Below are 21,149 nucleotides of genomic sequence, written 5' to 3' on the forward strand. Positions count from 1 at the left end.
CGTATGACTGGCAACGCCGCGCACACGATGTTCGCCGACGATCAGGCGTCGAAGGCGCTGGGCATCGAGCTGATCGAGGCCGCCGAAGGCCACGCCGTCGCCACCATGCGGATCACCGAGGCGATGGTCAACGGCCACGACATCGCCCACGGCGGTTACGTCTTCCTGCTGGCCGATACGACCTTCGCCTGCGCCTGCAACAGCCACGGACCGGTGACCGTCGCGGCCGGCGCGGAGATCTCCTTCGTCGCGGCGGGCAAACTCGGCGACCACCTCATCGCCACCGCCACCGAGCGGACCCGCTACGGCCGCAACGGCATCTACGACGTCACCGTGCACCGGGAGACCCCCGACGGGCCGGAGGTCGTCGCCGAATTCCGCGGCCGCAGCCGCACCATCCAGAAGGCGTGACGATGACTTTCAGCGACGAAGCCGAGAACCTCACCATCGACGAACTCCAGGCGCTGCAACTGAAGCGCCTCCAGTGGACGCTGCGGCACGCGTACGACAACGTGCCGTTCTACACGCGGAAGTTCGACGAGGCGGGCGTTCACCCGGACGACTGCAAGGCGCTGGAAGATCTGGCGAAGTTCCCGTTCACCACCAAACAGGATCTGCGCGACAACTACCCGTTCGGCATGTTCGCCGTGCCGGAGGCGCAGGTCAGCCGCATCCACGCGTCCAGCGGCACCACCGGGAAACCGACCGTCGTCGGCTACACGTCCGAAGACATCGACACCTGGGCGACGGTGATGGCGCGTTCGATCCGCGCCGCGGGCGGGCGGCCGGGCGACAAGGTCCACGTCGCCTACGGCTACGGCCTGTTCACCGGCGGGCTCGGCGCGCACTACGGCGCCGAAAAGCTCGGCTGCACGGTGATCCCGGCGTCGGGCGGCATGACCGCGCGGCAGGTGCAGATCATCACCGATTTCAAACCCGAGATCATCATGGTCACCCCGTCGTACATGCTGACGCTGCTCGACGAGTTCGAGCGGCAGGGCATCGACCCGCAGACGAGTTCGCTCAAGGTCGGCATCTTCGGCGCCGAGCCGTGGACCGAGCAGATGCGCACGGAGATCGAGGAACGCGTCGGCATCGACGCGGTCGACATCTACGGCCTGTCCGAGGTGATGGGCCCCGGCGTCGCGCAGGAATGCGTCGAGACCAAGGACGGGCTGCACATCTGGGAGGACCACTTCTTCCCCGAGGTGATCGACCCGTTCACCGAGAAGCCGACCGATGGCGAGGGCGAACTGCTGTTCACCTCGCTCACCAAGCAGGCGCTGCCGATCATCCGGTACCGCACGCGCGATCTGACCAGGCTGCTGCCGGGCACCGCGCGGCCGGCGTACCGGCGGATGGAGAAGGTGACCGGGCGTAGCGATGACATGATCATCCTGCGTGGCGTCAACGTCTTCCCCACGCAGATCGAGGAAGTCGTGCTGGTGACCCCCGCGCTCGCGCCGCATTTCCAGCTGATCCGGTCCACTAAGGGCCGGATGGACCACCTGACCGTCCGCGTCGAAGCGCGTCCGGACGCCACCGCCGAGCAGCGCGCCGAGGCCGCCGTCCGGCTGATCGCCGGGGTGAAGGACGGGGTCGGCGTGAGCGTCGGCGTCGAGGTCGTCGACCCGGACACGCTGGAACGCTCGCTGGGCAAGATGCGCCGCGTCCTCGACGAACGGGACCGCGCTTGAGCACCCCCGCCCGCCGGGGGCGCCCCGGGTACGACCTCGAGTCGCTGCTGCAGGTCGCGGTGAAGCTGTTCAACGAGCGCGGCTACGACGGCACCAGCATGGAGGACCTCTCCCGCAAGCTCGGCATCACGAAATCCGCGATCTACCACCACGTGCCGAGCAAGGAGGAGCTGCTACGGCTCGCCGTCGACCGCGCGCTGAACGGCCTGTTCGCCGTCGCCGCCGAGACGGAATCCTTCGAGGGCAAGGCGATCGAGAAGCTGGAGCATCTGGTGCGGGGCAGTGTTCTCGTGCTGGTCGACCAGCTGCCGTTCGTGACCCTGCTCCTGCGGGTGCGCGGCAACACCAAAATCGAACGGGCGGCGCTCGCGCGGCGTCGCGAATTCGACCGGCTCGTCACGGAACTGGTGAAACAGGCCGAAACCGAGGGCGACGTGCGGCCGGACATCGATCCCGCGGTCACCGCGCGCCTGCTGTACGGCATGGTGAACTCGCTGATCGAGTGGTACCGGCCGCGTCGTGGTTCGGCCGGGACGGAGCTGGCGGACGCGGTGTGCAAGATCGCCTTCGACGGCCTGCGGACCCAATAGCCGGATCGGTCGTGGGCTGAAGGCTCCCTTCACCGAGTCTGATGCGACGAAAGGAGCCTTCGCCCCGGTCGGCTACGGGGAGCGGCGGTTCGGTCGCAGGTGCCGCATCGTGAGTGTTTCGGGTTGCTAGGCGCGTGACCGGTGGGACGGCATCCGTTGTCTGGGCGGACGACGCTCGGCAGAGCTGGCTACCGCCGAGCGGGTTGCGAAAGCCACTTTCGCAACCTTCAACGTTGCGGAAGTGGCTTTCGCAACCTCGGCCGCGGCCGGAAGCCGGCAGGTAGCCAAGACACCCTTGGCAGAATGACCCGAAACGCCACTTCACGACCCACGCGCCGCGCTACTCCCCCGCGGCCTTCGGAGGCCGCCGCGCCTGCCAGACCAGCGCGTCGCGCAGTTGCTGGATGAGCTGTTCGTCGTCGGCCTCCGACGGATCCACCCCGAGCGGGATCCAGCGTTCGCAGACCTCGGCACCGTTCTCGAAACTCGTGATCACGATCCCCGCGTAGGAGACGCTTTCCTCCCCGATGTCACCTTGGATGCGGACGTCACGATGCTGCAGCCGCACACTGACCCACCGCCCGGCGCGGCGAACCGGATCGCGCTCAGCACTGGTCATTCGTCCCTACCCATGACGCCCGGTACCCCCGCCCCGAACGTCGCCGCGAAGGCCCCAGGGGTTACCGAGGGGTTGTTCCGAATGAGTAACGGCAGACGGCCACGTGAAACGGTTACGCTCGGCCCATGAGCACCGATCCGGAGACCCGGCGGCGCCGCCTCGAACCGGCCGCCCGGCGCGCCGAGATCCTGACCGCGGCCCGGCGGCTGTTCGGCGAGGGCACGTACGCCTCGGTTTCGACCTCGGACATCGCGAAGGCCGCCGGGGTGGCCCGGCCGCTGATCAACCACTACTTCGGCGGCAAACGCGAGCTGTACCTGGAAGTCGTCCGGCAGATGATGATCGTCCCGGCGCCGGTGATCGAGAACCTGCCGGAGACGACCGCTGAAGAGCGGCTCGCGATCAGCGTCCGGCATTGGATCGAGGTCGTCGAGCGCAACGAGCAGGCCTGGCTGACGGCGATCGGCCCGGAGGCGGTGGGCCGCGATCCGGAGATCGAGCGGATCATGCTGGAGGGTGACGAGATCGCCGCCGATCGCGTGCTCGCGGCCGCGTTGATGAGCGACGTCACCGAGGGTCGCGAAGAACTGCGCGCGATGATCCGGTCGTACGGCGGGATGCTGCGCGCGGCGTCACGCGAATGGCTGATCCGCGGCACGCTCGGCCGGGAGGAGCTGCGGGTGTTCCTCACCGAGTCGATCCTGCACCTGCTGCGGGTCACCTACCCGGCCGTGCTCGCAACGCGTTCCGCCGGGCATAGGCCGCCGGCGTCATCCCCTTCCAGCGTTTGAAGGCGTAGATGAAACTCGACGCCTCCGCGTAGCCCAGCCGCAGCGCGACGTCCTCCACGGTGAGCGCGCCGGTGTCCAGCAGTTCCTCCGCCAGCGCCTGGCGGACCTCGTCGAGCAGGGCCCGGTAGCCGGTCCCGGCCTCGAACAGCCGTCGCCGCAGGGTCCGGGGGCTGAGCGCGAGCTGCCGCGCGACCTCCTCCATACCCGCGTCGACCCCGCCGAGCCGCACCAGCCTTTCCCGCACCTGCTGGGCGATCCCGGACCGCTCCCGTTTCCGCGACACCAGCAGTTCGCATTGCGCGGCGCACACCGCGACGGTCTGGTCGTTGGCCTGCGGCAGCGGTTTGTCGAGGAGGAGCGGGTCCAGGGTGGCGATATGTGACGGCGCCGAGAACGACGGCGCCAGCCCGAAGGTCCGCACGTATTCGTCCACAGTGGAGGGTTTGTCGTGCCGGAAGGCCAGGGAGCGCAAGGAGATGTCCGGCAGGATGTCACGCATGACGGTGTGGATGGCGCCGAGGTCGCGCAGCAGCAGGAAGCGGGCGACGTCGCCGGGCACGCGGCTGTCGTCCATGGCGAGCGCGAGCCGTCCCGCCTCGACGGTCACGTGCGGGATGCAGAACGTGAAGCTCAGATCCAGATAGCGCAGGGCGAAGCGCATCGCGTCCCCCAGCGTCGGGCTGCTGATGCACGCGAACCCGAAGATGCCAAACGCGCTGACCCGGTATCGCCTGCTCAGCCGCAGCGCGACGGCGTCCTCGCCGCCGAGCCCGCGGACCAGGGCCCGGACCACCGCGAGTTCCTGACGCGCGTCGACCTGGCCGTCCACGGGGGCGTGCTCGTAGGACTCCAGCCCCTCGACGCCGTTTTCGGCGGCGAAGCGGGCCATGAGCACGATGCTCGCCGTGCCGCGCGGGTAGTCCCAGTCCCGGATCACCGGCGGCGGTAGTTCCATGGCCGGGATTATGGATCCCCTGGCGACGATCGGCCCATCGAGGACCATAACTGTCCTTGATCCCCTTTAGGGTGAGCGGCATGTCCGACACGTTGAGCAGGCGCGCGCTGAACCGCGCCATGCTGGACCGGCAGTTGCTGCTCCGGCGTTCGAAGATGACCGCGCTCGAAGCGGTCGAGCATCTGGCGGGCCTGCAGGCGCAGGCGCCGAACCCGCCGTACTTCGCGCTGTGGACCCGGCTGCACGGCTTCCGCCAGGAAGACCTGGCGAGCCTCCTGCTGGACAAGAGTGTCGTGCGGATCGCGCTCATGCGCGGCACGGTGCACCTGGTCACGCCGTCGGACGCGCTCGCGTGGCGCCCCATCGTGCAGCCGCTCTACGACCGCTCGGTGCTCGGCAACACCCAGCACGGCCCCGACATCAAGGGTCTCGACCACCAGGAGATCGCCCGCACCGCCCGCAAGCTGCTGGGCGAGCGGCCGCTTTCGTCGGCGGGCCTCGGCGCGGAACTGGCGAAGCATTGGGAGGGCGTCGCGCCGTCGTCGCTGGTACACGTCGCGCGGGCGCTGCTGCCGCTGGTGCAGATCCCACCGCGCGGCGTCTGGGGCAAGTCCGGGCAGCCGACGTATCAGACCACCGGCGACTGGCTGGGCGCCGAACCGGACACCGCGCCGTCGCCGGAAGCGATGTTCCGGCGCTATCTGGCCGCGTTCGGGCCTGCCAGCGTGCAGGACGCGCAGGCCTGGGCCGGGATCACGAAACTCGGCGACGTCGCCGAGCGGCTGCGGCCGGAGCTGCGGACGTTCCGTGACGAGAACGGCCGCGAGCTCTTCGACCTGCCCGAGGCCTCGCGTCCGGATCCGGACACGCCCGCGCCCGCGCGGCTGCTGGGCCCGTTCGACCAGACCGTCCTGTCCTACGCCGACCGCACGCGGGTGATCAGCGACGAGCACCGCAAGGTCGTCATCACGCAGAACGGCCTGGTCAAGGGCACCATCCTGGTCGGCGGCATGGTGAAGGGCTTCTGGGAGATCAAGACGGTGAAGAAGGCGGCTTCGGTGGTGATCACGCCGTTCGAGCGCGTCCCGAAGCGCGATCTGGACACCCTGGAGAGCTCCGCGCACCGCCTCCTGGCCTGGGCGCACCCGCAGGCGGAGACCCACTCGGTGCATTTCGTCCTCTGAATGCGGTAGTTGGCAGCGCGAACCACCGCATTCAGAGGACGAAATGCGGGAGGGGCGTGGCCGGAAATCTCGATCGAGTGGCCGCTCGTGTACTTCCACCAGGGGTGACCGCTGGGTAACTTCGATCGGCATGGGCGATACGAGTGTGCTGATCGTAGGGACGGGCTTCGGCGGGGTCGGGACGGCGATCGAGCTCAAACGCGCCGGCTTCGACGACTTCACCATCCTGGAGAGCGCCGACGAACCCGGAGGCGTCTGGCGGGAGAACACGTACCCCGGCGCGGGCTGCGACATCCCGTCGCCGCTGTACTCGTTCTCCTACGAGCCCAATCCCGACTGGCCGAAGCGGTTCTCGCTGCAACCGGACATCCACGAGTACCTCAAACGCGTGGTGCGCCGCTACGGGCTCGAACCGCACATCCGGTTCGGCGTCCGCGTCACCTCCGCGGCCTTCGACGAGGAGCGCGGGCTCTGGCGGGTGGAGACCGCGGGTGGCGAGACGTATGAGGCGAACGTCTTCGTCCCCGCCGTCGGCCAGCTCTCGCGCCCCGTCCAGCCGGACATCCCCGGCCAGGAGACCTTCGAAGGCACCAGTTTCCACTCCGCGCACTGGGATCACGACGTCGACGTGCGCGGCAAGAAGGTCGCGGTGATCGGCACCGGCGCGAGCGCGATCCAGTTCGTGCCCGAACTCCAGCGCCAGGCGGCCGAACTGACCGTCTTCCAGCGCACCGCGCCCTACATCATGGCGAAACGGGACACCAGCTACCGGCGCTGGCAGCAGCGGCTGTTCCGGCACCTGCCCGCCACCCAGTTACTCGGCAGGCTCCGGATCTTCCTGCTCGCCGAATACGCGACGTACGCGATGACGAAGCATCCGTTGCTGGCCAAGGTCTTCGAGCTGCGGACGGCCCAGCTGCGCCGCCGTCACATCAAGGACCCGGCGCTGCGCGAGAAACTCACCCCGGACTACCCGCTGGGCTGCAAACGGATCCTGTTCACCAACGAATACCTGCCCGCGCTGGCGCAGCACAACGTCGCCGTCGAGACGCGGCGCATCAGCGCGATCACCCCGTCCGGCGTGCTCACCGAGGACGGCGTCGAGCACGAGGCGGACGTCATCGTCTACGGCACCGGTTTCGCGGCGACCGACTTCCTCGGCGAGCTGAAGGTGGAAGGCCTCGGCGGAAAGGCGTTGTCGGACGCGTGGAAGGGCGGCGCGCGGGCGTACCTCGGCATGACCGTGCCGGGTTTCCCGAACCTGTTCTGCGTCTACGGCCCCAACACGAACCTCGGCGCGGGCTCCATCATCTACATGATCGAACGGCAGGCCCGCTACATCCGCCAGGCCGTCGAACACCTCGCGAAACCCGAAGTGTCCTATATGGACGTCGTCCCGGAGGTCGAGCAACGGTACGACGAGGAGATCCAGCGGCGGCTGGGCAAGAGCGTCTGGACGTCCTGCGCCAGCTGGTACCGCCAGGAGAACGGGCGCGTGAGCACGAACTGGCCCGGTCTGGTCACCGAATACGACCGCCGGACGAAGACGCTCGACCTCGGCGACTACCGGACGGCGGGACCGCGGTGAACTACGACGTGCTGGTGATCGGCTCCGGTTTCGGCGGCAGCGTGACCGCGTTGCGGCTCACCGAGAAGGGCTATCGCGTCGGCGTGCTGGAGACCGGACGCCGCTTCGCCGACGACGAGTTCGCGAAGACCTCCTGGCGGCTGCGGAAATACCTGTGGGCGCCGAAACTGGGCTGCTTCGGTATCCAGCGCCTGACCCTGCTGAAGAACACGTTCGTCCTGAGCGGCGCGGGTGTCGGCGGTGGCTCGCTCGTCTACGCGAACACGCTCTACGAGCCTCCGGAGACCTTCTACCGGGATCCACAGTGGGCGCACATCACCGACTGGAAGGCCGAACTCGCCCCGCATTACGACCAGGCGAAACGGATGCTGGGCGTGGTCGAGAACCCGCTGGTCACCCCGGCCGACCGCGTGCTGCGGGAAGTCGCCGAGGACATGGGGATCGCGGACACCTACCGGCCGACCCCGGTCGGCGTCCATTTCGGCGCGCGCGACGTCGACCCGTTCTTCGGCGGTGAGGGTCCGCTGCGGAAACCGTGCACGCACTGCGGTGAATGCATGACCGGCTGCCGGGTGGGCGCGAAGAACACGACCGTCAAGAACTACCTGTACCTGGCGGAGAAGGCGGGCGCGGAGGTCCATCCGCTGACCACCGCGGTGTCGGTCCGGCCGATCGGCGGCGGCTACGCGGTCGACACCGTCCGAACAGGACGATGGCTCCGCAAGGCCAAGCGGACCTTCACCGCCGAGCAGGTCGTGTTCGCCGCCGCTTCCCTGGGCACGCAACGACTTCTGCACTCGCTCAAGGATTCGGGCATCCTGCCCGAACTGTCGCCGCGGTTGGGTCTGCTCGCCAGGACGAACTCCGAGGCCGTCCTCGCCGCGCGCTCGCTGCGCGACGACACGGACTTCACGCGCGGCGTCGCGATCACGTCGTCGATCCATCCCGACGCCGTCACGCATGTCGAACCGGTGCGCTACGGCAAGGGCAGCAACTTCATGGGCGTGCTGACGACGGTGCTCGTCGACGCCGAACCGGGCAAACGCCGATGGGTGCTGGGCGCGCGCGAACTGTGGCGGAACCGGCGGAACCTGGTGCGGCTGCACAACCCGCGACGCTGGTCGGAGCGGATGGTCGGGCTGCTGGTCATGCAGACGCTGAACAATTCCGTGACCACGTACACGAAACGCGGGCTCTTCGGCCGCCGGATGACCACGAAACAGGGCATCGGCGAGCCGAACCCCGAGTGGATCCCGGCCGGGCATGAGGTCACACGGCGGGTGGCTGACAAGATCGGCGGGCTGGCGCAGGGAGCGTGGACGGATCTGGCGAACATCCCGATCACCGGCCATTTCATCGGCGGCTGCGCGATCGGCGACAGCGCCGAGACCGGCGTCGTCGATCCTTACCAGCGGGTGCACGGATATCCGGGGCTGCACATCGCCGACGGCTCGGCGATCTCGGCGAACCTCGGCGTGAACCCGTCGCTGACCATCACCGCGCAGGCGGAACGCGCGATGTCGTTGTGGCCCAACAAAGGCGAGGACGATCCCCGGCCGCCGCTCGGCTCCGCCTACCGGCGCCTGTCCCCCGTCGCCCCGCTGAAGCCCGTCGTCCCTCCGGAGGCCCCGGCGGCCCTCCGCCTGCCCCTCACGCCCCTCTGACCCCCGCGCGTTTCGTCCTCTGGATGCGGTAGTTCGCCCTGCCAACTACCGCATCCAGAGGACGAAACGCGTGAAGTGGAAGGGGCGGAGCACCGTCGCCCGCGCGACGACGGTGCCCCGCCCCGGTCTAGCGGATCATCACGGGAGGCCGGCCAGGCCCGCGCTCACCGTGTTCGACCACGCGTAGCCCTGCGAGGCGTCCCAGTTGATCGACCAGGTCATCGCGCCGCGGATCGCCGGGTACGTCGTCGAAGGCTTGAACGAGCCGCAGTTCGTGCCCTTCGCGAGGCAGTTCAGCGCGCTGACCGTGTTGCCGGGCGCCTGGTAGCCGCCGCCCGCGGCCGAACCGGAGGCGGGCAGGCCGAGACCGACCTGATCGGCCCGCAGACCGCTCTGCAGCTGGATGCACGCCAGCGCGGTGAGGAAGTCGACCGTGCCCTGCGAGTAGACCTTCTGGTCGCAGCCGAGCATCGAGCCGCTGTTGTAGTACTGCATGTTGACGATGGTCAGGATGTCCTTGACGTTCAGCGCCAGCTTGAAGTACTCCGCCGCCGGGCTCTGCATGTCGATCGTCTGCGGCGCCATGGTGATGACGGTGCCGCCCGCCGCGTGGATGCTGCGCAGCGCCTGCGCCATGTAGGTCGCGTTGACGCCGTTCTCGAGGTCGATGTCGACGCCGTCGAAACCGTAGGTCGCGATGAGCGACTTCATGCTGTTGGAGAAGTTCGTCGCCGCGGCCGAGGAGTCGACGCGGATCGTGCCCTTCTCACCGCCGACGGACAGGATGACCTTCTGCCCGCGCGCCTGCGCCGTCTTGATGTCGGCCTTGAACTGCGCGTCGGTGTAGCCGCCGAGCTGGCTCGACAGACCGGAGTCGAGGGTGAAGGTGACCGCGCCCGGCGTGGTCGTCGCGTCCGCGAAGGACACCGCGATGATGTTGTACTTCGTCGGGACGTCGGCGAGCTTGAGCGCCTTCGCGCCGTTGTAGAAGTTCTGCCAGTAGCCGGTGATCACGTGCTTAGGCAGGTTCCCGGTCGGCGGGGTGCTCGTCGTGGTCGTCGGCGGGTTCGACGTGGTGGTCGTCGGGCTCGTGGACGTCGTCGGCGTGGTCGGCGTCGTGGTGGGCGAGCCGCCGGGGCCGTCGAGGTTCACGTCGTCGGCGAAGTACGCGGGCTGGCCGTACCAGCTGTGCAGGTAGATCTCGACGCTGGTGGTGGACGCGCCGGTGGTGAAGCTCAGCGAGAGCTGGCTCCAGCTGCCGCCGCCCGGGGTCCAGGTGTTCTTGTCACCCGTCCCGGTGCCGGTGACACCGAGATAGGTGTAGCTGCCCTGCACCCACGCCGAAAGCGTGTACGCGGTGTTGGCCTTGACCGGCACGCTCTGCGAGCAGCGGGCGTTGTCCTGTCCGGCCGGGGTGGCGCTGAGCGCGCGGCTTCCCGAGTGGACCGGCGTGGTGACCACGGAGGACGTGCCTGAGCAGGTCCAGCCGCTCGTGGTCCCGAGTTCGAAGCCCGGATTGGTCAGGATGTTGGCGGCCGAGGCGTTGCCCGAGACCGCGAAAGTCACCCCCAGGCACACGGCCAGTGACGACAGCAGGGCGAGGAACGCGTGTTTCGGCTTCACTTTCACGACTGGCCTCCACGAACGGGTGATGTCGGCCACATCAAAATGGTACAGACCAATACAACTGTCAAGGGTTCGGTTAGGGGAGGCCATACGAAAGTCGGCTCGGCGCGAGCGGCAGAATGCAGGGTCCGAGAGCACCCGAGGGCGGATTTCAGGAGCGTGGGAGTGAGCGTGCAGGGCCTGCAGACAGTCGAGCAGAAGATCGCCGAAGAACTCGGCGTGCGCGAGGGGCAGGTCAAGGCGGCCGTCGACCTGCTGGACGGCGGATCGACCGTGCCGTTCATCGCCCGGTACCGCAAAGAGGTCACCGGGATGCTGGACGACACCCAGCTCCGGACCCTCGAAGAACGCCTCCGCTACCTGCGGGAACTCGGCGAGCGCAAGGTCGCGGTGCTGGAGTCGATCCGCAGCCAGGGCAAGCTGGACGAGGCGCTCGAAGCGTCGATCATGGCGGCCGACACCAAGTCCCGTCTCGAGGACATCTACCTGCCGTACAAGCCCAAGCGGCGGACGAAGGCGATGATCGCCCGCGAGGCCGGCCTGGAGCCGCTCGCCGACGGGCTGCTGAGCGACCCGAACACCGACCCGCAGGCCGCCGCCGCGGTGTTCGTCGACGCCGACAAGGGTGTCGCGGACGCACAGGCCGCCTTGGACGGTGCCCGCGCGATCCTCGTCGAGCGCTTCGCCGAAGACGCCGACCTGATCGGCGAGCTGCGCGAGAAGATGTGGGCGGAAGGCCGCCTGGCCTCGAAGGTCCGCGACGGCAAGGCCGAAGAGGGCGCGAAGTTCTCCGACTACTTCGACTTCTCCGAGCCCTACACCAAGCTCCCCTCGCACCGGATCCTCGCGATGTTCCGCGGCGAGAAGGAAGAGATCCTCGACCTGTCGATGGAGTCGGAGGAGCCCTCCGAAGAACCGCGCACCGGGCCGACCGAGTACGAGAACCGGATCGCGCACAAGTTCGGCATCGCCAACGAGGGGCGCCCGGCCGACAAGTGGCTCGGCGACACCGTCCGCTGGGCGTGGCGGACGAAGATCCTGCTGCACCTGGGGATCGACCTGCGGATGCGGCTGCGCCAGTCGGCCGAGGACGACGCCGTCCGCGTGTTCGCCGCGAACCTGCGCGACCTGCTGCTCGCCGCCCCGGCCGGCACCCGCGCCACGATGGGCCTCGACCCGGGCTTCCGCACCGGCGTCAAGGTCGCCGTCGTCGACGCGACCGGCAAGGTCGTCGACACGCACGTGATCTACCCGCACCAGCCCGCGAACAAATGGGACCAGTCCATCGCCGAACTCGCCGCGCTGTGCGCCCGGCACAAGGTGGACCTGATCTCGATCGGCAACGGCACCGCGTCGCGCGAGACCGACAAGCTCGCCGGCGAACTGATCAAGAAGCACCCGGAACTCAAGCTGACGAAGGCCGTCGTCTCGGAGGCCGGCGCGTCGGTCTACTCGGCGTCGGCGTTCGCTTCGCAGGAACTGCCGGGCATGGACGTCTCGCTGCGCGGCGCGGTCTCGATCGCGCGGCGGCTGCAGGACCCGCTGGCGGAACTGGTGAAGATCGACCCGAAGTCGATCGGCGTCGGGCAGTACCAGCACGACCTGTCGGAGATCTCGCTGTCGCGGTCACTCGACGCGGTGGTCGAAGACTGTGTGAACGCCGTCGGCGTGGACGTCAACACCGCGTCGGCGCCGCTGCTGACCCGCGTTTCGGGGATCACGACGACGCTGGCCGAGAACATCGTCGCGCACCGCGACGAGAACGGGCCGTTCAAGACCCGCAGCGGGCTCAAGGAGGTCGCGCGGCTGGGCCCGAAGGCCTTCGAGCAGTGCGCGGGCTTCCTCCGGATCCCGGACGGCGACGACCCGCTCGACTCGTCCTCGGTGCACCCCGCGGCGTATCCGGTGGTGCGGCGGATCCTTTCGTCGACCGGCACCGACATCCGTTCGCTGATCGGCAACACGCGGACGCTGCAGGCACTCAAGCCGTCGGAATTCGTCGACGACACCTTCGGTCTCCCGACGGTGACCGACATCCTCTCCGAACTCGAAAAGCCGGGCCGCGACCCGCGTCCGGCGTTCAAGACCGCGACCTTCGCCGACGGTGTCGAGAAGATCGGCGACCTCAAGCCGGGGATGCGGCTGGAAGGCGTCGTGACGAACGTGGCCGCGTTCGGCGCGTTCATCGACGTCGGCGTGCACCAGGACGGGCTCGCGCACGTCTCGGCGCTGTCGAAGAACTTCGTCAAGGACCCGCGTGAGGTCGTGAAGCCGGGCGACATCGTCAAGGTGAAGGTGCTCGAGGTCGACGTGCCGCGCAAGCGGATCTCGCTGACCCTGCGCCTGGACGACGAGCCCGGCAAGCCCGCCCGCGAGCAGGGCGGCGGGGGTCGTGACCGCGGCCAGGGCGGACAGCGTCAAGGCGGCCAGCGCGGCGGCCAGGGCGGCCGTGGTGGCGGCCGGGACCGCGGCGGCAACTTCGGAGGCGGCGGCGCCATGGCGGACGCGCTCCGGAAGGCCGGTTTCGGCAAGTAAGGCTCAGAAGTACATGAAGGCCCCCATCCTGTACCTAGGCGCAAGGATGGGGGCCTTCATGTACTTGGGTCAGGGGTTCATCGCGTAGGTACCGGAGAGATCGCGGACCAGGGACCACACGTGGTCGAAGCGGTCCGCGTCCACGACCGGCTTGCGGATCGATGCGAGCGCCAGCGCCTGCTGCGCCTCGGTCGAGGACGACTTCCCGTGCAGGTCGATCGCCGCGACGCTGAAGTCCTGCACCAGCACGGCGAAGATCTGGTCGACGACCTCGGTCTCGATCCCGGTGATCTCCGCCTGCTCCAGCACCAGCTGCCCGTAGACGACCAGCGTGAACAGCTCGGTCAGCGCGAGGCCGAAGTCGAGGTCCTGCTGCTGCGCCTCGTCCGGGGCCGCGTCGGTGAACAGCTTCACCAGCGCCTCGGCCTGTTCGGTGAACCGCGCGACATTCGGGATCGCGGACGCCTTGGCGTAGGCCTCGCGCCAGTCGTGGAACCGCACCTTCGACAGCCCGCGCGCGGGGCCCTGGCGGAACAGGAACTCGTCGTCCGCCGCGTCGGAACGGGTCGGCACCGGCTCGTAGGCCTGCGGCGCGAACAGGTACGCGGGCACGAACTTCGCGATCAGCGCGAGGTTCACCGCCACCGTGCCTTCGAGCTTCGGCAGGCCGTCGATGTCGTTCTTGGACATCGCGAGATAGGTGTCGGCCTCGAAACCCTTGGCCGCCACCACATCCGCGACCAGGCCGATGACCTTCTGCGCCTCGGTGGTCACCTTCATCTTGGTGATCGGGTTGAACAGCAGGTACCGGCGGTCGTCCGCGTTCGCGCTGCGGAAGTAGTCCACGGCGCGGTCGGAGAACAGCTTCATCGCGACGAGCCGCGCGTACGCCTCGACGAATTCCCTGCGCACGTGCGGGAAATCGGTGACCTTCTTGCCGTAGAGCACCCGGTTGTGCGCGTGCGTGATCGCCTCGTACAGCGAGTGCGTCGACATCCCGATACCGCCGAAGCACAGGTTGAACTTGCCGATGTTGACCGTGTTCAGCGCCGCGGAGAACGCTTCGGCGCCGACGTGCAGGATGTCCTCTTCGGACACTGGGTAGTCGTTGAGCTCGAACTCGGCGACGTACATCTGCGAAGGCACGACGTTCTTCACCACGCGGTAGTTCGGGTGTTCCGAGTCCGCGTAGAAGAACACGTACTGGTCCGGCCCCTCGACACCTTCGATGCGGCCGAAGACCGACACCGTCCGCGCGCAGTTCCCGTTGCCGATGTAGTACTTCGAGCCGTTCGCGCGGTAACCGCCCGCACCGTCCGGGGTGAGCACGAGGTCCGACGAGTAGATGTCGGCCCCGTGCTCCTTTTCGGACAGTCCGAACGCGGCGACGCCGCCGGCCGCGAGCGAGTCCGCCGCGCGTTTGCGGGCGGCCTCGTTCGCGCTCTGCCACACCGGGCCCAGGCCGAGGATGGTGACCTGCCACGGGTACCAATAATTCAAGCCATAGAAGCCGAGGACTTCCGACAGGGCCGCGACCCGCGCGGTGTCCCAGCGCTTGTCGGGGTTCCCCTCGGCGTTGGCGCCGGGAGTGAGGAAGGTCGAGAACAGCCCTTCCTTGCCCGCGAACTCGATGAAGTCCGCGTAGAAGGTCCGGTCGTGGTAGTCCTCGACGAGCTTGCGCTTGCCACGCTGTTCGAACCACTCGATGGTGGCACGCAACAGGCGACGCGTCTCCGGGTCGAACTGCTGGGGGTCGTACCCACCCGGGTTCAGCAACAACGCGGTCGCCTTTTCGCTCATGGTCACTCCTGGTCAGCCGAAGTTACTACCCGGTAACCGTAGCGCCTCGCTTCGCCGTCCGGCCACCGAACTCGACCGAAGTCACCCGTCCACGCTCGTCCCGCAGGAACCGCGCGGTGGGCTTGCGGGTGTCCGCGGCCGGGGCGATCGCGTCGTCGCCGACGAACACGGCCTCGAACGGCGGAGGCGACGGGAAGTCCTCGATATCGGCGACCATCTGAGCGCAGAGGGCGCCGTCCCGGTCGCTGATCACGAACGTCAGGTCACCGGTCTGGTAGCGGCCCAGGTACTCGGCGATATCCGGCTGGGGCACGGGCGGCGGGCTCACGAGCGGCGGCAGCCCGACCACCTTCTCCAGGCACCAGTCGACGATCTTGGCGCCCAGCGCCGATCCGCCCGCGCTGTTGGTCAGCACCGTGACGGCGAAATCGTGCTCGGGCAAGGTCACGAACTCCGACAGCTGCAGATTGCTCACGTTGCCGCCGTGCCGGACCAGCCGGGCCTCGCCGTGAGTCGTGTGCAGCCAGCTCAGGCCGACCTCCTCGAACCGCAGCGCGGCCTTGCGCTGCGGCGCGCGCAGGAGATCGCGGGTGGCCTCGCTGAGCGGCACCTTCCCCTCGGCCTCGCCGGTCAGGAAGAACCGCGCCCACTTCAGCTGGTCACCCGCCGTCGACCAGAGACCGCCGCTCGCGCTGTCCGCGCGGGTCAGGCCCACGGTGTGCTCGACCGCCGGTCCGCCGTCTCGCAGGACGTGACCGACGGCGTGACGCCGGGTGAGCACCTCCCACGGCAGGTAATACGACTCGGTCATGCCGAGCGGTTCGAGCAGCCGGGCGCGGACGACGTCCTCGAAAGGCTCGCCCGCGGCCACCTCGACGACCCGCCCGGCCAGCTGGAACCCGGCGTTGCAGTAGGAGAACACCTCGCCGGGCGCGAAATTCTGCGGGAGTTCGCCGAACTTCGCGATCGCGAGGGCCAGCGCGTCGTCACCCCACCCGGTGGTGAAGTCCACGTCGCCGAGGAACCCGGCCGAATGCGTGAGCAGATGGCGCAGAGTCACCGTCTTCCGCGCCACCGGATCCGCCAGCGGGAGATCGGGAAGATGTTCGACGACCGGCCGGTCCAGGTCCAGCACCCCGTCTTCGACCAGTGCCATGACGGCGGCCGCGGCGAACGTCTTGCTGGTGGAGCCGATCATGAACAACGTGCCGGGATCGACCGGGAGCCCGGTGTCCACACTGGACACTCCGGTGGCGAACACCGACTCCTCGCCCCGGTGCGTCACCCCCACCACGGCCCCGGGGACGCTCGCGCGACGCGCCTCCTCGTCGAGCACCCCTTGCAGTTCCTGAACGTTCGACACCCGTGTCCCCTTTCGTCCGGTCAGGTCAGCGTTTCACCGTGAGGGCGGGTCCGGCTCGTACGAACCGACGAACATCGGCGGGCCGGTGCGGGCGATATCACGTAGCCCGGGAGATCACGACCCAGTACACTGGCCTTGCGGTCCGCTCAGTTCTGCCTCGGGCCGCGTTTCGTTGTCGAAGACCACGCGCCGCGGCCCCCGAGGTCTGCGCCGGGCAGGACAACCGTTTCTACTCTTACGGAGATACCAGGGCGCCCGTGCGCCCACACGCTTATGAGCACACCTACCTTCACCGAACTCGGCCTGTCCAAGACGATCGTCGACGCGCTCGCCGAACAGGGCGTCACCAGCCCGTTCCCGATCCAGGCCGCCACGCTGCCGCATTCGCTGGCAGGCCGGGACGTCCTCGGCCGCGGCCGCACCGGCTCCGGCAAGACGTACGGTTTCGTGCTGCCCGTCCTCGCCCGGCTCGCCGACGGCCCGACGCGGCGCCGCCCCGGCCGCCCGCGCGCGCTGGTCCTGGCGCCGACCCGCGAGCTGGCGACCCAGATCGAGGCGTCGTTCCTGCCGCTGGCCAAACCGCTCGGCCTCAAGGTCACCACGATCTTCGGCGGGGTCAGCCCGAACCCGCAGATCACCCGCCTGCGTGACGGCGTCGACATCGTCGTCGCCTGCCCCGGCAGGCTCGCCGACCACATGCGGTCCGGCGAGGCGAAGCTCGACCACGTCGAGATCACCGTGCTGGACGAGGCCGACCACATGGCCGACCTCGGCTTCCTGCCCGACGTGCGGCGCATCATGGCCGAGACCCCGGAGCGCGGGCAGCGGCTGCTGTTCTCCGCGACCCTCGACGCGGGTGTCGACGTGCTGGTCAAGCGCTTCATGCACGACCCGGTGACGCACAGCGTCGACTCGGCGCAGTCGCCGGTCGCGACCATGAAGCACCACGTGCTGCACCTGGAGGAGACCCACCGGCTGCCGGTCCTGATCGACCTCACCGCCGCCCCGGGCCGCACGCTCGTGTTCACCCGCACGAAGCATCGCGCCAAGCAGCTGACGCGCAAGCTCATGGCCTCCGGTGTGCCGGCGGTCGAACTGCACGGCAACCTCGGCCAGACGGCGCGGACCCGCAACCTGGAGGCGTTCGCGTCCGGCGCGGCGAAGACGCTGGTCGCGACCGACATCGCCGCGCGCGGTATCCACGTCGACGACGTCACGCTCGTCATCCACGCCGACCCGCCGGTCGAGCACAAGGCGTACCTGCACCGCTCCGGCCGGACCGCGCGGGCCGGGGCGTCCGGCACCGTCGTCACGCTGATGACCGACGCGCAGGTCGGCGACGTCCGCGACCTCACCCGCAAGGCGGGTATCAAGCCGACCACGACGCAGCTCGGCCCCGGCCACCCTCTGCTGTCGGAGCTGGCGCCCGGTGAGCGTTCGTTCACCGCGTCGCCGCGGCGGCCGATCGTGGACACGCGGCCGAAGAAGGTCACCGCGTCCGGTGAGGCCATCCCGGCCAAGGGTGACGACGAAGAGCGTCCGGCTCGCGGCGGGCGCGGTGCCCGCGGTGGTCGTGGCCGCGGTCCCTCGGCCGGTGGCCGTGGCGCTTCCGGCGGCGGACGTCGCGGTGGCTCCTCGGACGGCCGTTCGCGTCAGCCCCGTACCGAAGGCGACCGTCGCGGCGCTTCCGCGGGCCAGGGCCGTCGCGGTGCCGAGTCCACCGGACGTCGCGAAGGCGCGCCCAAGGGCGGTCAAGGCCGTCGCGCCGCCGCCGAGGCGCAGCCGCGCCGCGGCTCCGGCGCGTCGAAGTCGCAATCCTCGCGGAACCAGTCCGGCGGTGCTCCGGCCCGTCGTGGTGGTGCCGCCGCGTTCTCTTCGGGAACCCGGGCCGGCTCGCGCCGCTCGCGCTGATCCACCCCGGACACGCGTGATCGAAGGCGGATCACGCGTGTCCGGAGGCGTGACTCGCGTGATTGAAGGCGTAACTCCGTGATCCGGCTCCAATCACGCGAGTTACGCCTCTGATCACGCGAGTGACGGCTCCGATCACGAGCGACGGGCGGCGGAGCGGGCCTCGGCGGCCGCGCGACGTTCTTCGAAACGTGACGCCTGGGTGTCGAGGGCCTTCAGGAACTGGTCGAGTTCGTCCCGCGCCTTCTCCCCCACCTCGCCGAGCCCTTCGAGCTCGAAGATCTTCCACTGCCGCAGCAGCGGCCAGATCACCTCGTCGTGGTGGATCCGCAGGTCGTAGATGCCCGCCTTCGCGATCAGCGCGGCCTTCCGCACGAAACTCGGGATCACCGCGCCCGGCATCTGGAACTGGACGACCTCGTCGGTGATGGCGCGCATCATCGCGTCGGGTGAAAGCTCCAGCGACGCCTGCACCAGGTTGCGGTAGAAGAGCATGTGCAGGTTCTCGTCCATGGCGACCCGCGCGAGCAGCTTCTCGCACAACGGATCCTGCGTGTACTTCCCGGTGTTGCGGTGCGAGATCCGTGTCGCCAGCTCCTGGAAGGACACGTACGCGAAGACGTTCAGCAGCGCCTTGTCGCCGCTGTCGTAGCCGACTTCCATGGTCTGCATCCGCATACGCTCCAGCTCGACCGGATCGACCGCACGCGTCACCAGCAGATAGTCGCGGATGCAGATGCCGTGGCGACCCTCCTCGGCGGTCCACCGGTGCACCCACGTCCCCCACGCGCCGTCGCGGCCGAAGGCACGCTCGATCTCGCGGTGGTAGCTCGGCAGGTTGTCCTCGGTGAGGAGGTTGACCTCCAGGGACGTCCGCGCGATCGGCGACACCCGCGACTGCTCGGGATCCCACGCCTCGCCGCCGAGATCGGCGAAGTTCCGGCCCTCGTCCCACGGCACGTACTCGTGCGGCATCCATTCCTTGGCGACCGAGAGATGCCGGTTGAGGTTCTCCTCGACCGTCCCCTCGAGCTCGAGCATCAGCCGGGTGGTTTCGGGGACCGCCATGCGTTTCGTCCTTCCAGGGTACGGAAAACGCTACCTACGACACCGTAACTTACGGTGTCGTAGGTTTGCCACCTCCGGAAGATGAACGACTTACAGCGAGGCCGTCAGCCCCCTCGCCCGCAGCACCGAACGCTCCAGCGGACGGAACACCAGCAGCTCGATACCGACGCCGACCAGCAGGATCAGGAAGATCGCCGACATCACGGCCTCCATGCTGTTGAACGACGAGCCCTCGTTGAGGTACGCGCCGAGCCCCTTGCCCAGCGCCGGGGACAGCGCGATCAGCTCGGCGGCCATCAGCGAACGCCACGAGAACGCCCAGCCCTGTTTGAGCCCGGCGAGGAACCCGGGCAACGCGGCGGGCAGCAGGATGTGCCTGGCCGACGAGAGCCGGTTCGCGCCCATCACCTGCCCGACGCGCGGCAGGATCGGGGGGATCTGGTCGATGCCCGAGACGAGGCCGTTCGCGATCGAAGGCACCGAACCCAGCAACACCACGAAGTAGATCGAAGCGTCGTTCAGCCCGAACCACAGGATCGCCGCCGGCACCCACGCCACCGACGGAAGGCTCTGCAGCCCGGTCAGGAACGGCCCGACCGCGGCGCGCACGATGCGGACCTTCGCCACCAGCAGGCCGAGCGGGGTCCCGATGACCACGCCGATCAGGAAGCCCAGCGCCGCCCGGTGCACCGACGTCCAGACGAATTCGAAGATCTCGCCGTCGACGGTGATCCCGACGAGTTCGTCCCATACCGCGAGCGGCGCGGGCAGCATCGCCTCCGGCCAGAACGCGGCGGCCCAGAGCGCCTGCCACAGCGCGACCAGCAGCGCCAGGAAGACCACCGGCGGCACGAAGCCGCGCAGGAACCGCTTGCCCCGGCTTTCCCGGCGTTCCCCGGTCGGGGTGTCGAGCGAATCGAGTCCCGCGCCGACGGCCTCGTCGGCGTCTTCCACCGCGGCTTCAGGGCGGTCAAGCCGCGGCATGGGTACTGATCACCTCCCGGAGGTGACCGGTGATCTCCAGGGTCAGCTCTTCGGCGTCGGAAGCCTGGACGTCGCGCCATTCCCGCACGACCCGGCCCGGCCGCGACGACAGCAGCACGACCCGCTGGCCCAGCCGGACGGCCTCGCGGACGTCGTGGGTCACGAACAGCACGGAGGTGCCGGTGCTGCGGTAGACACGCAGCAGTTCACCCTGCAGGACGTCGCGGGTGATGGCGTCGAGCGCGGCGAACGGCTCGTCCATCAGCAGCAGCGACTGCTCCGCGTCACCGCCGACGCGCAGGGTCGCGGCCAGCGCCCTGGCGAGCGCGACACGCTGCCGCATCCCGCCGGACAGCTCGTGCGGCCGCTTGTCGCCCGCGCCGCCGAGGCGGACGAGTTCGAGCAGTTCGGCCGCCTTCTCGCGGCGCTCGGCCCGCCCGAAACCGGCGAGCCGCAGCGGCAGTTCCACGTTGCGGGCCGCGGTCAGCCACGGCATCAGCGCGGCTTCCTGGAACATGACCGCGGGCCGGGAGGTTTCGAGCGTGATCGAGCCCGACGTCGGCTGGTCGAGGCCGGCGACCAGGTTCAGCAGGGTGCTCTTGCCACAGCCGGAGGCGCCGAGGAGACAGACGAACTCGCCGGGCGCGACCGTCAGGTCCATCCCGTCGAGGGCCACGACGGCGCGGCCGGTCGGCCCGAACGCCTTCCGCACCCCGTCGAGCCGCACGGCGACCTCGGTGGACAAGCCGGGCTCCAAGGTGGTCGTCATCGCTG

General features: G+C 69.0%; 17 protein-coding genes. 9 read left to right on the forward strand and 8 right to left on the reverse strand.

The window, feature by feature from the left end:
• Positions 1-27: 27 nt before the first annotated feature.
• Genes paaI through DMC64_RS25080 form a run of 3 tightly spaced genes read left to right on the forward strand, consistent with a single transcriptional unit; the run spans position 28 to position 2,287 of the window.
• On the forward strand, positions 28-411 hold the full coding sequence (gene paaI / locus DMC64_RS25070) for a hydroxyphenylacetyl-CoA thioesterase PaaI (RefSeq protein ID WP_370324852.1): 384 nt from the start codon (positions 28-30) through the stop codon (positions 409-411).
• 2 nt (positions 412-413) lie between these two features.
• On the forward strand, positions 414-1,697 hold the full coding sequence (paaK, locus tag DMC64_RS25075; RefSeq protein WP_125735520.1) for a phenylacetate--CoA ligase PaaK: 1,284 nt from the start codon (positions 414-416) through the stop codon (positions 1,695-1,697).
• On the forward strand, positions 1,694-2,287 hold the full coding sequence (locus DMC64_RS25080) for a TetR/AcrR family transcriptional regulator (RefSeq protein ID WP_034323145.1): 594 nt from the start codon (positions 1,694-1,696) through the stop codon (positions 2,285-2,287). Before paaK ends, DMC64_RS25080 begins: the two co-directional genes overlap by 4 nt.
• A 340-nt stretch (positions 2,288-2,627) precedes the next feature.
• On the opposite strand, the gene DMC64_RS25085 is transcribed toward DMC64_RS25080, so the two are convergent.
• Positions 2,628-2,906, reverse strand: coding sequence for a hypothetical protein (locus tag DMC64_RS25085; protein ID WP_125735521.1), 279 nt, complete (start codon positions 2,904-2,906; stop codon positions 2,628-2,630).
• 125 nt (positions 2,907-3,031) lie between these two features.
• Here DMC64_RS25085 and DMC64_RS25090 point away from each other — a divergent pair, with 125 nt between their 5' ends.
• Complete coding sequence (locus DMC64_RS25090) at positions 3,032-3,697, forward strand: TetR/AcrR family transcriptional regulator (RefSeq protein ID WP_125735522.1); 666 nt, start codon at positions 3,032-3,034, stop codon at positions 3,695-3,697.
• Here the strand turns inward: DMC64_RS25090 and DMC64_RS25095 are convergent.
• Entirely contained in the window at positions 3,624-4,652 is a 1,029-nt protein-coding gene (locus tag DMC64_RS25095) for an AraC family transcriptional regulator (RefSeq protein WP_125735523.1), read from the reverse strand. The genes DMC64_RS25090 and DMC64_RS25095 overlap by 74 nt on opposite strands.
• 80 nt (positions 4,653-4,732) lie before the next feature.
• Between DMC64_RS25095 and DMC64_RS25100 the strand changes: the two genes are divergently transcribed.
• From DMC64_RS25100 to DMC64_RS25110, 3 genes are all read left to right on the forward strand, one after another.
• The gene (locus tag DMC64_RS25100) at positions 4,733-5,836 is read left to right on the forward strand and encodes a winged helix DNA-binding domain-containing protein (protein ID WP_125735524.1); all 1,104 of its coding nucleotides are present in this window, start codon (positions 4,733-4,735) and stop codon (positions 5,834-5,836) included.
• Between the two features lie 130 nt (positions 5,837-5,966).
• A complete protein-coding gene (locus DMC64_RS25105; protein WP_125735525.1) occupies positions 5,967-7,424 on the forward strand; it encodes an NAD(P)/FAD-dependent oxidoreductase in 1,458 nt (485 codons plus the stop codon).
• A complete protein-coding gene (locus DMC64_RS25110) occupies positions 7,421-9,088 on the forward strand; it encodes a GMC oxidoreductase (protein ID WP_125735526.1) in 1,668 nt (555 codons plus the stop codon). The genes DMC64_RS25105 and DMC64_RS25110 overlap by 4 nt, the downstream gene beginning before the upstream one ends.
• Before the next feature lie 138 nt (positions 9,089-9,226).
• On the opposite strand, the gene DMC64_RS25115 is transcribed toward DMC64_RS25110, so the two are convergent.
• Positions 9,227-10,717, reverse strand: a complete 1,491-nt coding sequence (locus DMC64_RS25115) for a chitinase (protein WP_125735527.1) — start codon at positions 10,715-10,717, stop codon at positions 9,227-9,229.
• 162 nt (positions 10,718-10,879) lie between these two features.
• Here DMC64_RS25115 and DMC64_RS25120 point away from each other — a divergent pair, with 162 nt between their 5' ends.
• A complete protein-coding gene (locus DMC64_RS25120) occupies positions 10,880-13,249 on the forward strand; it encodes a Tex family protein (RefSeq protein WP_199755086.1) in 2,370 nt (789 codons plus the stop codon).
• A 69-nt stretch (positions 13,250-13,318) separates the two neighbouring features.
• On the opposite strand, the gene DMC64_RS25125 is transcribed toward DMC64_RS25120, so the two are convergent.
• Positions 13,319-15,049, reverse strand: a complete 1,731-nt coding sequence (locus tag DMC64_RS25125) for an acyl-CoA dehydrogenase (protein WP_199755087.1) — start codon at positions 15,047-15,049, stop codon at positions 13,319-13,321.
• 25 nt (positions 15,050-15,074) lie between these two features.
• Complete coding sequence (locus DMC64_RS25130; RefSeq protein WP_125735528.1) at positions 15,075-16,412, reverse strand: serine hydrolase; 1,338 nt, start codon at positions 16,410-16,412, stop codon at positions 15,075-15,077.
• Between the two features lie 273 nt (positions 16,413-16,685).
• Here DMC64_RS25130 and DMC64_RS25135 point away from each other — a divergent pair, with 273 nt between their 5' ends.
• Positions 16,686-18,323 carry a DEAD/DEAH box helicase gene (locus tag DMC64_RS25135; protein WP_125735529.1) on the forward strand — a complete coding sequence of 546 codons (1,638 nt, stop codon included), beginning with the start codon at positions 16,686-16,688 and terminating at the stop codon, positions 18,321-18,323.
• 135 nt (positions 18,324-18,458) lie between these two features.
• Here DMC64_RS25135 and DMC64_RS25140 read toward each other — a convergent pair whose 3' ends face one another.
• The 3 genes from DMC64_RS25140 to DMC64_RS25150 form a co-directional block, all read right to left on the reverse strand.
• Entirely contained in the window at positions 18,459-19,391 is a 933-nt protein-coding gene (locus tag DMC64_RS25140) for an acyl-ACP desaturase (RefSeq protein WP_125735530.1), read from the reverse strand.
• Positions 19,392-19,481: 90 nt separating this feature from the next.
• A complete protein-coding gene (locus tag DMC64_RS25145) occupies positions 19,482-20,375 on the reverse strand; it encodes an ABC transporter permease (protein WP_037346594.1) in 894 nt (297 codons plus the stop codon).
• Positions 20,362-21,144 carry an ABC transporter ATP-binding protein gene (locus DMC64_RS25150; protein WP_037346592.1) on the reverse strand — a complete coding sequence of 261 codons (783 nt, stop codon included), beginning with the start codon at positions 21,142-21,144 and terminating at the stop codon, positions 20,362-20,364. The genes DMC64_RS25145 and DMC64_RS25150 overlap by 14 nt, the downstream gene beginning before the upstream one ends.
• Positions 21,145-21,149 lie beyond the last annotated feature (5 nt).

The sequence above is a fragment of the Amycolatopsis sp. WAC 04197 genome (assembly GCF_003947475.1).
Lineage (GTDB): Bacteria > Actinomycetota > Actinomycetes > Mycobacteriales > Pseudonocardiaceae > Amycolatopsis > Amycolatopsis japonica.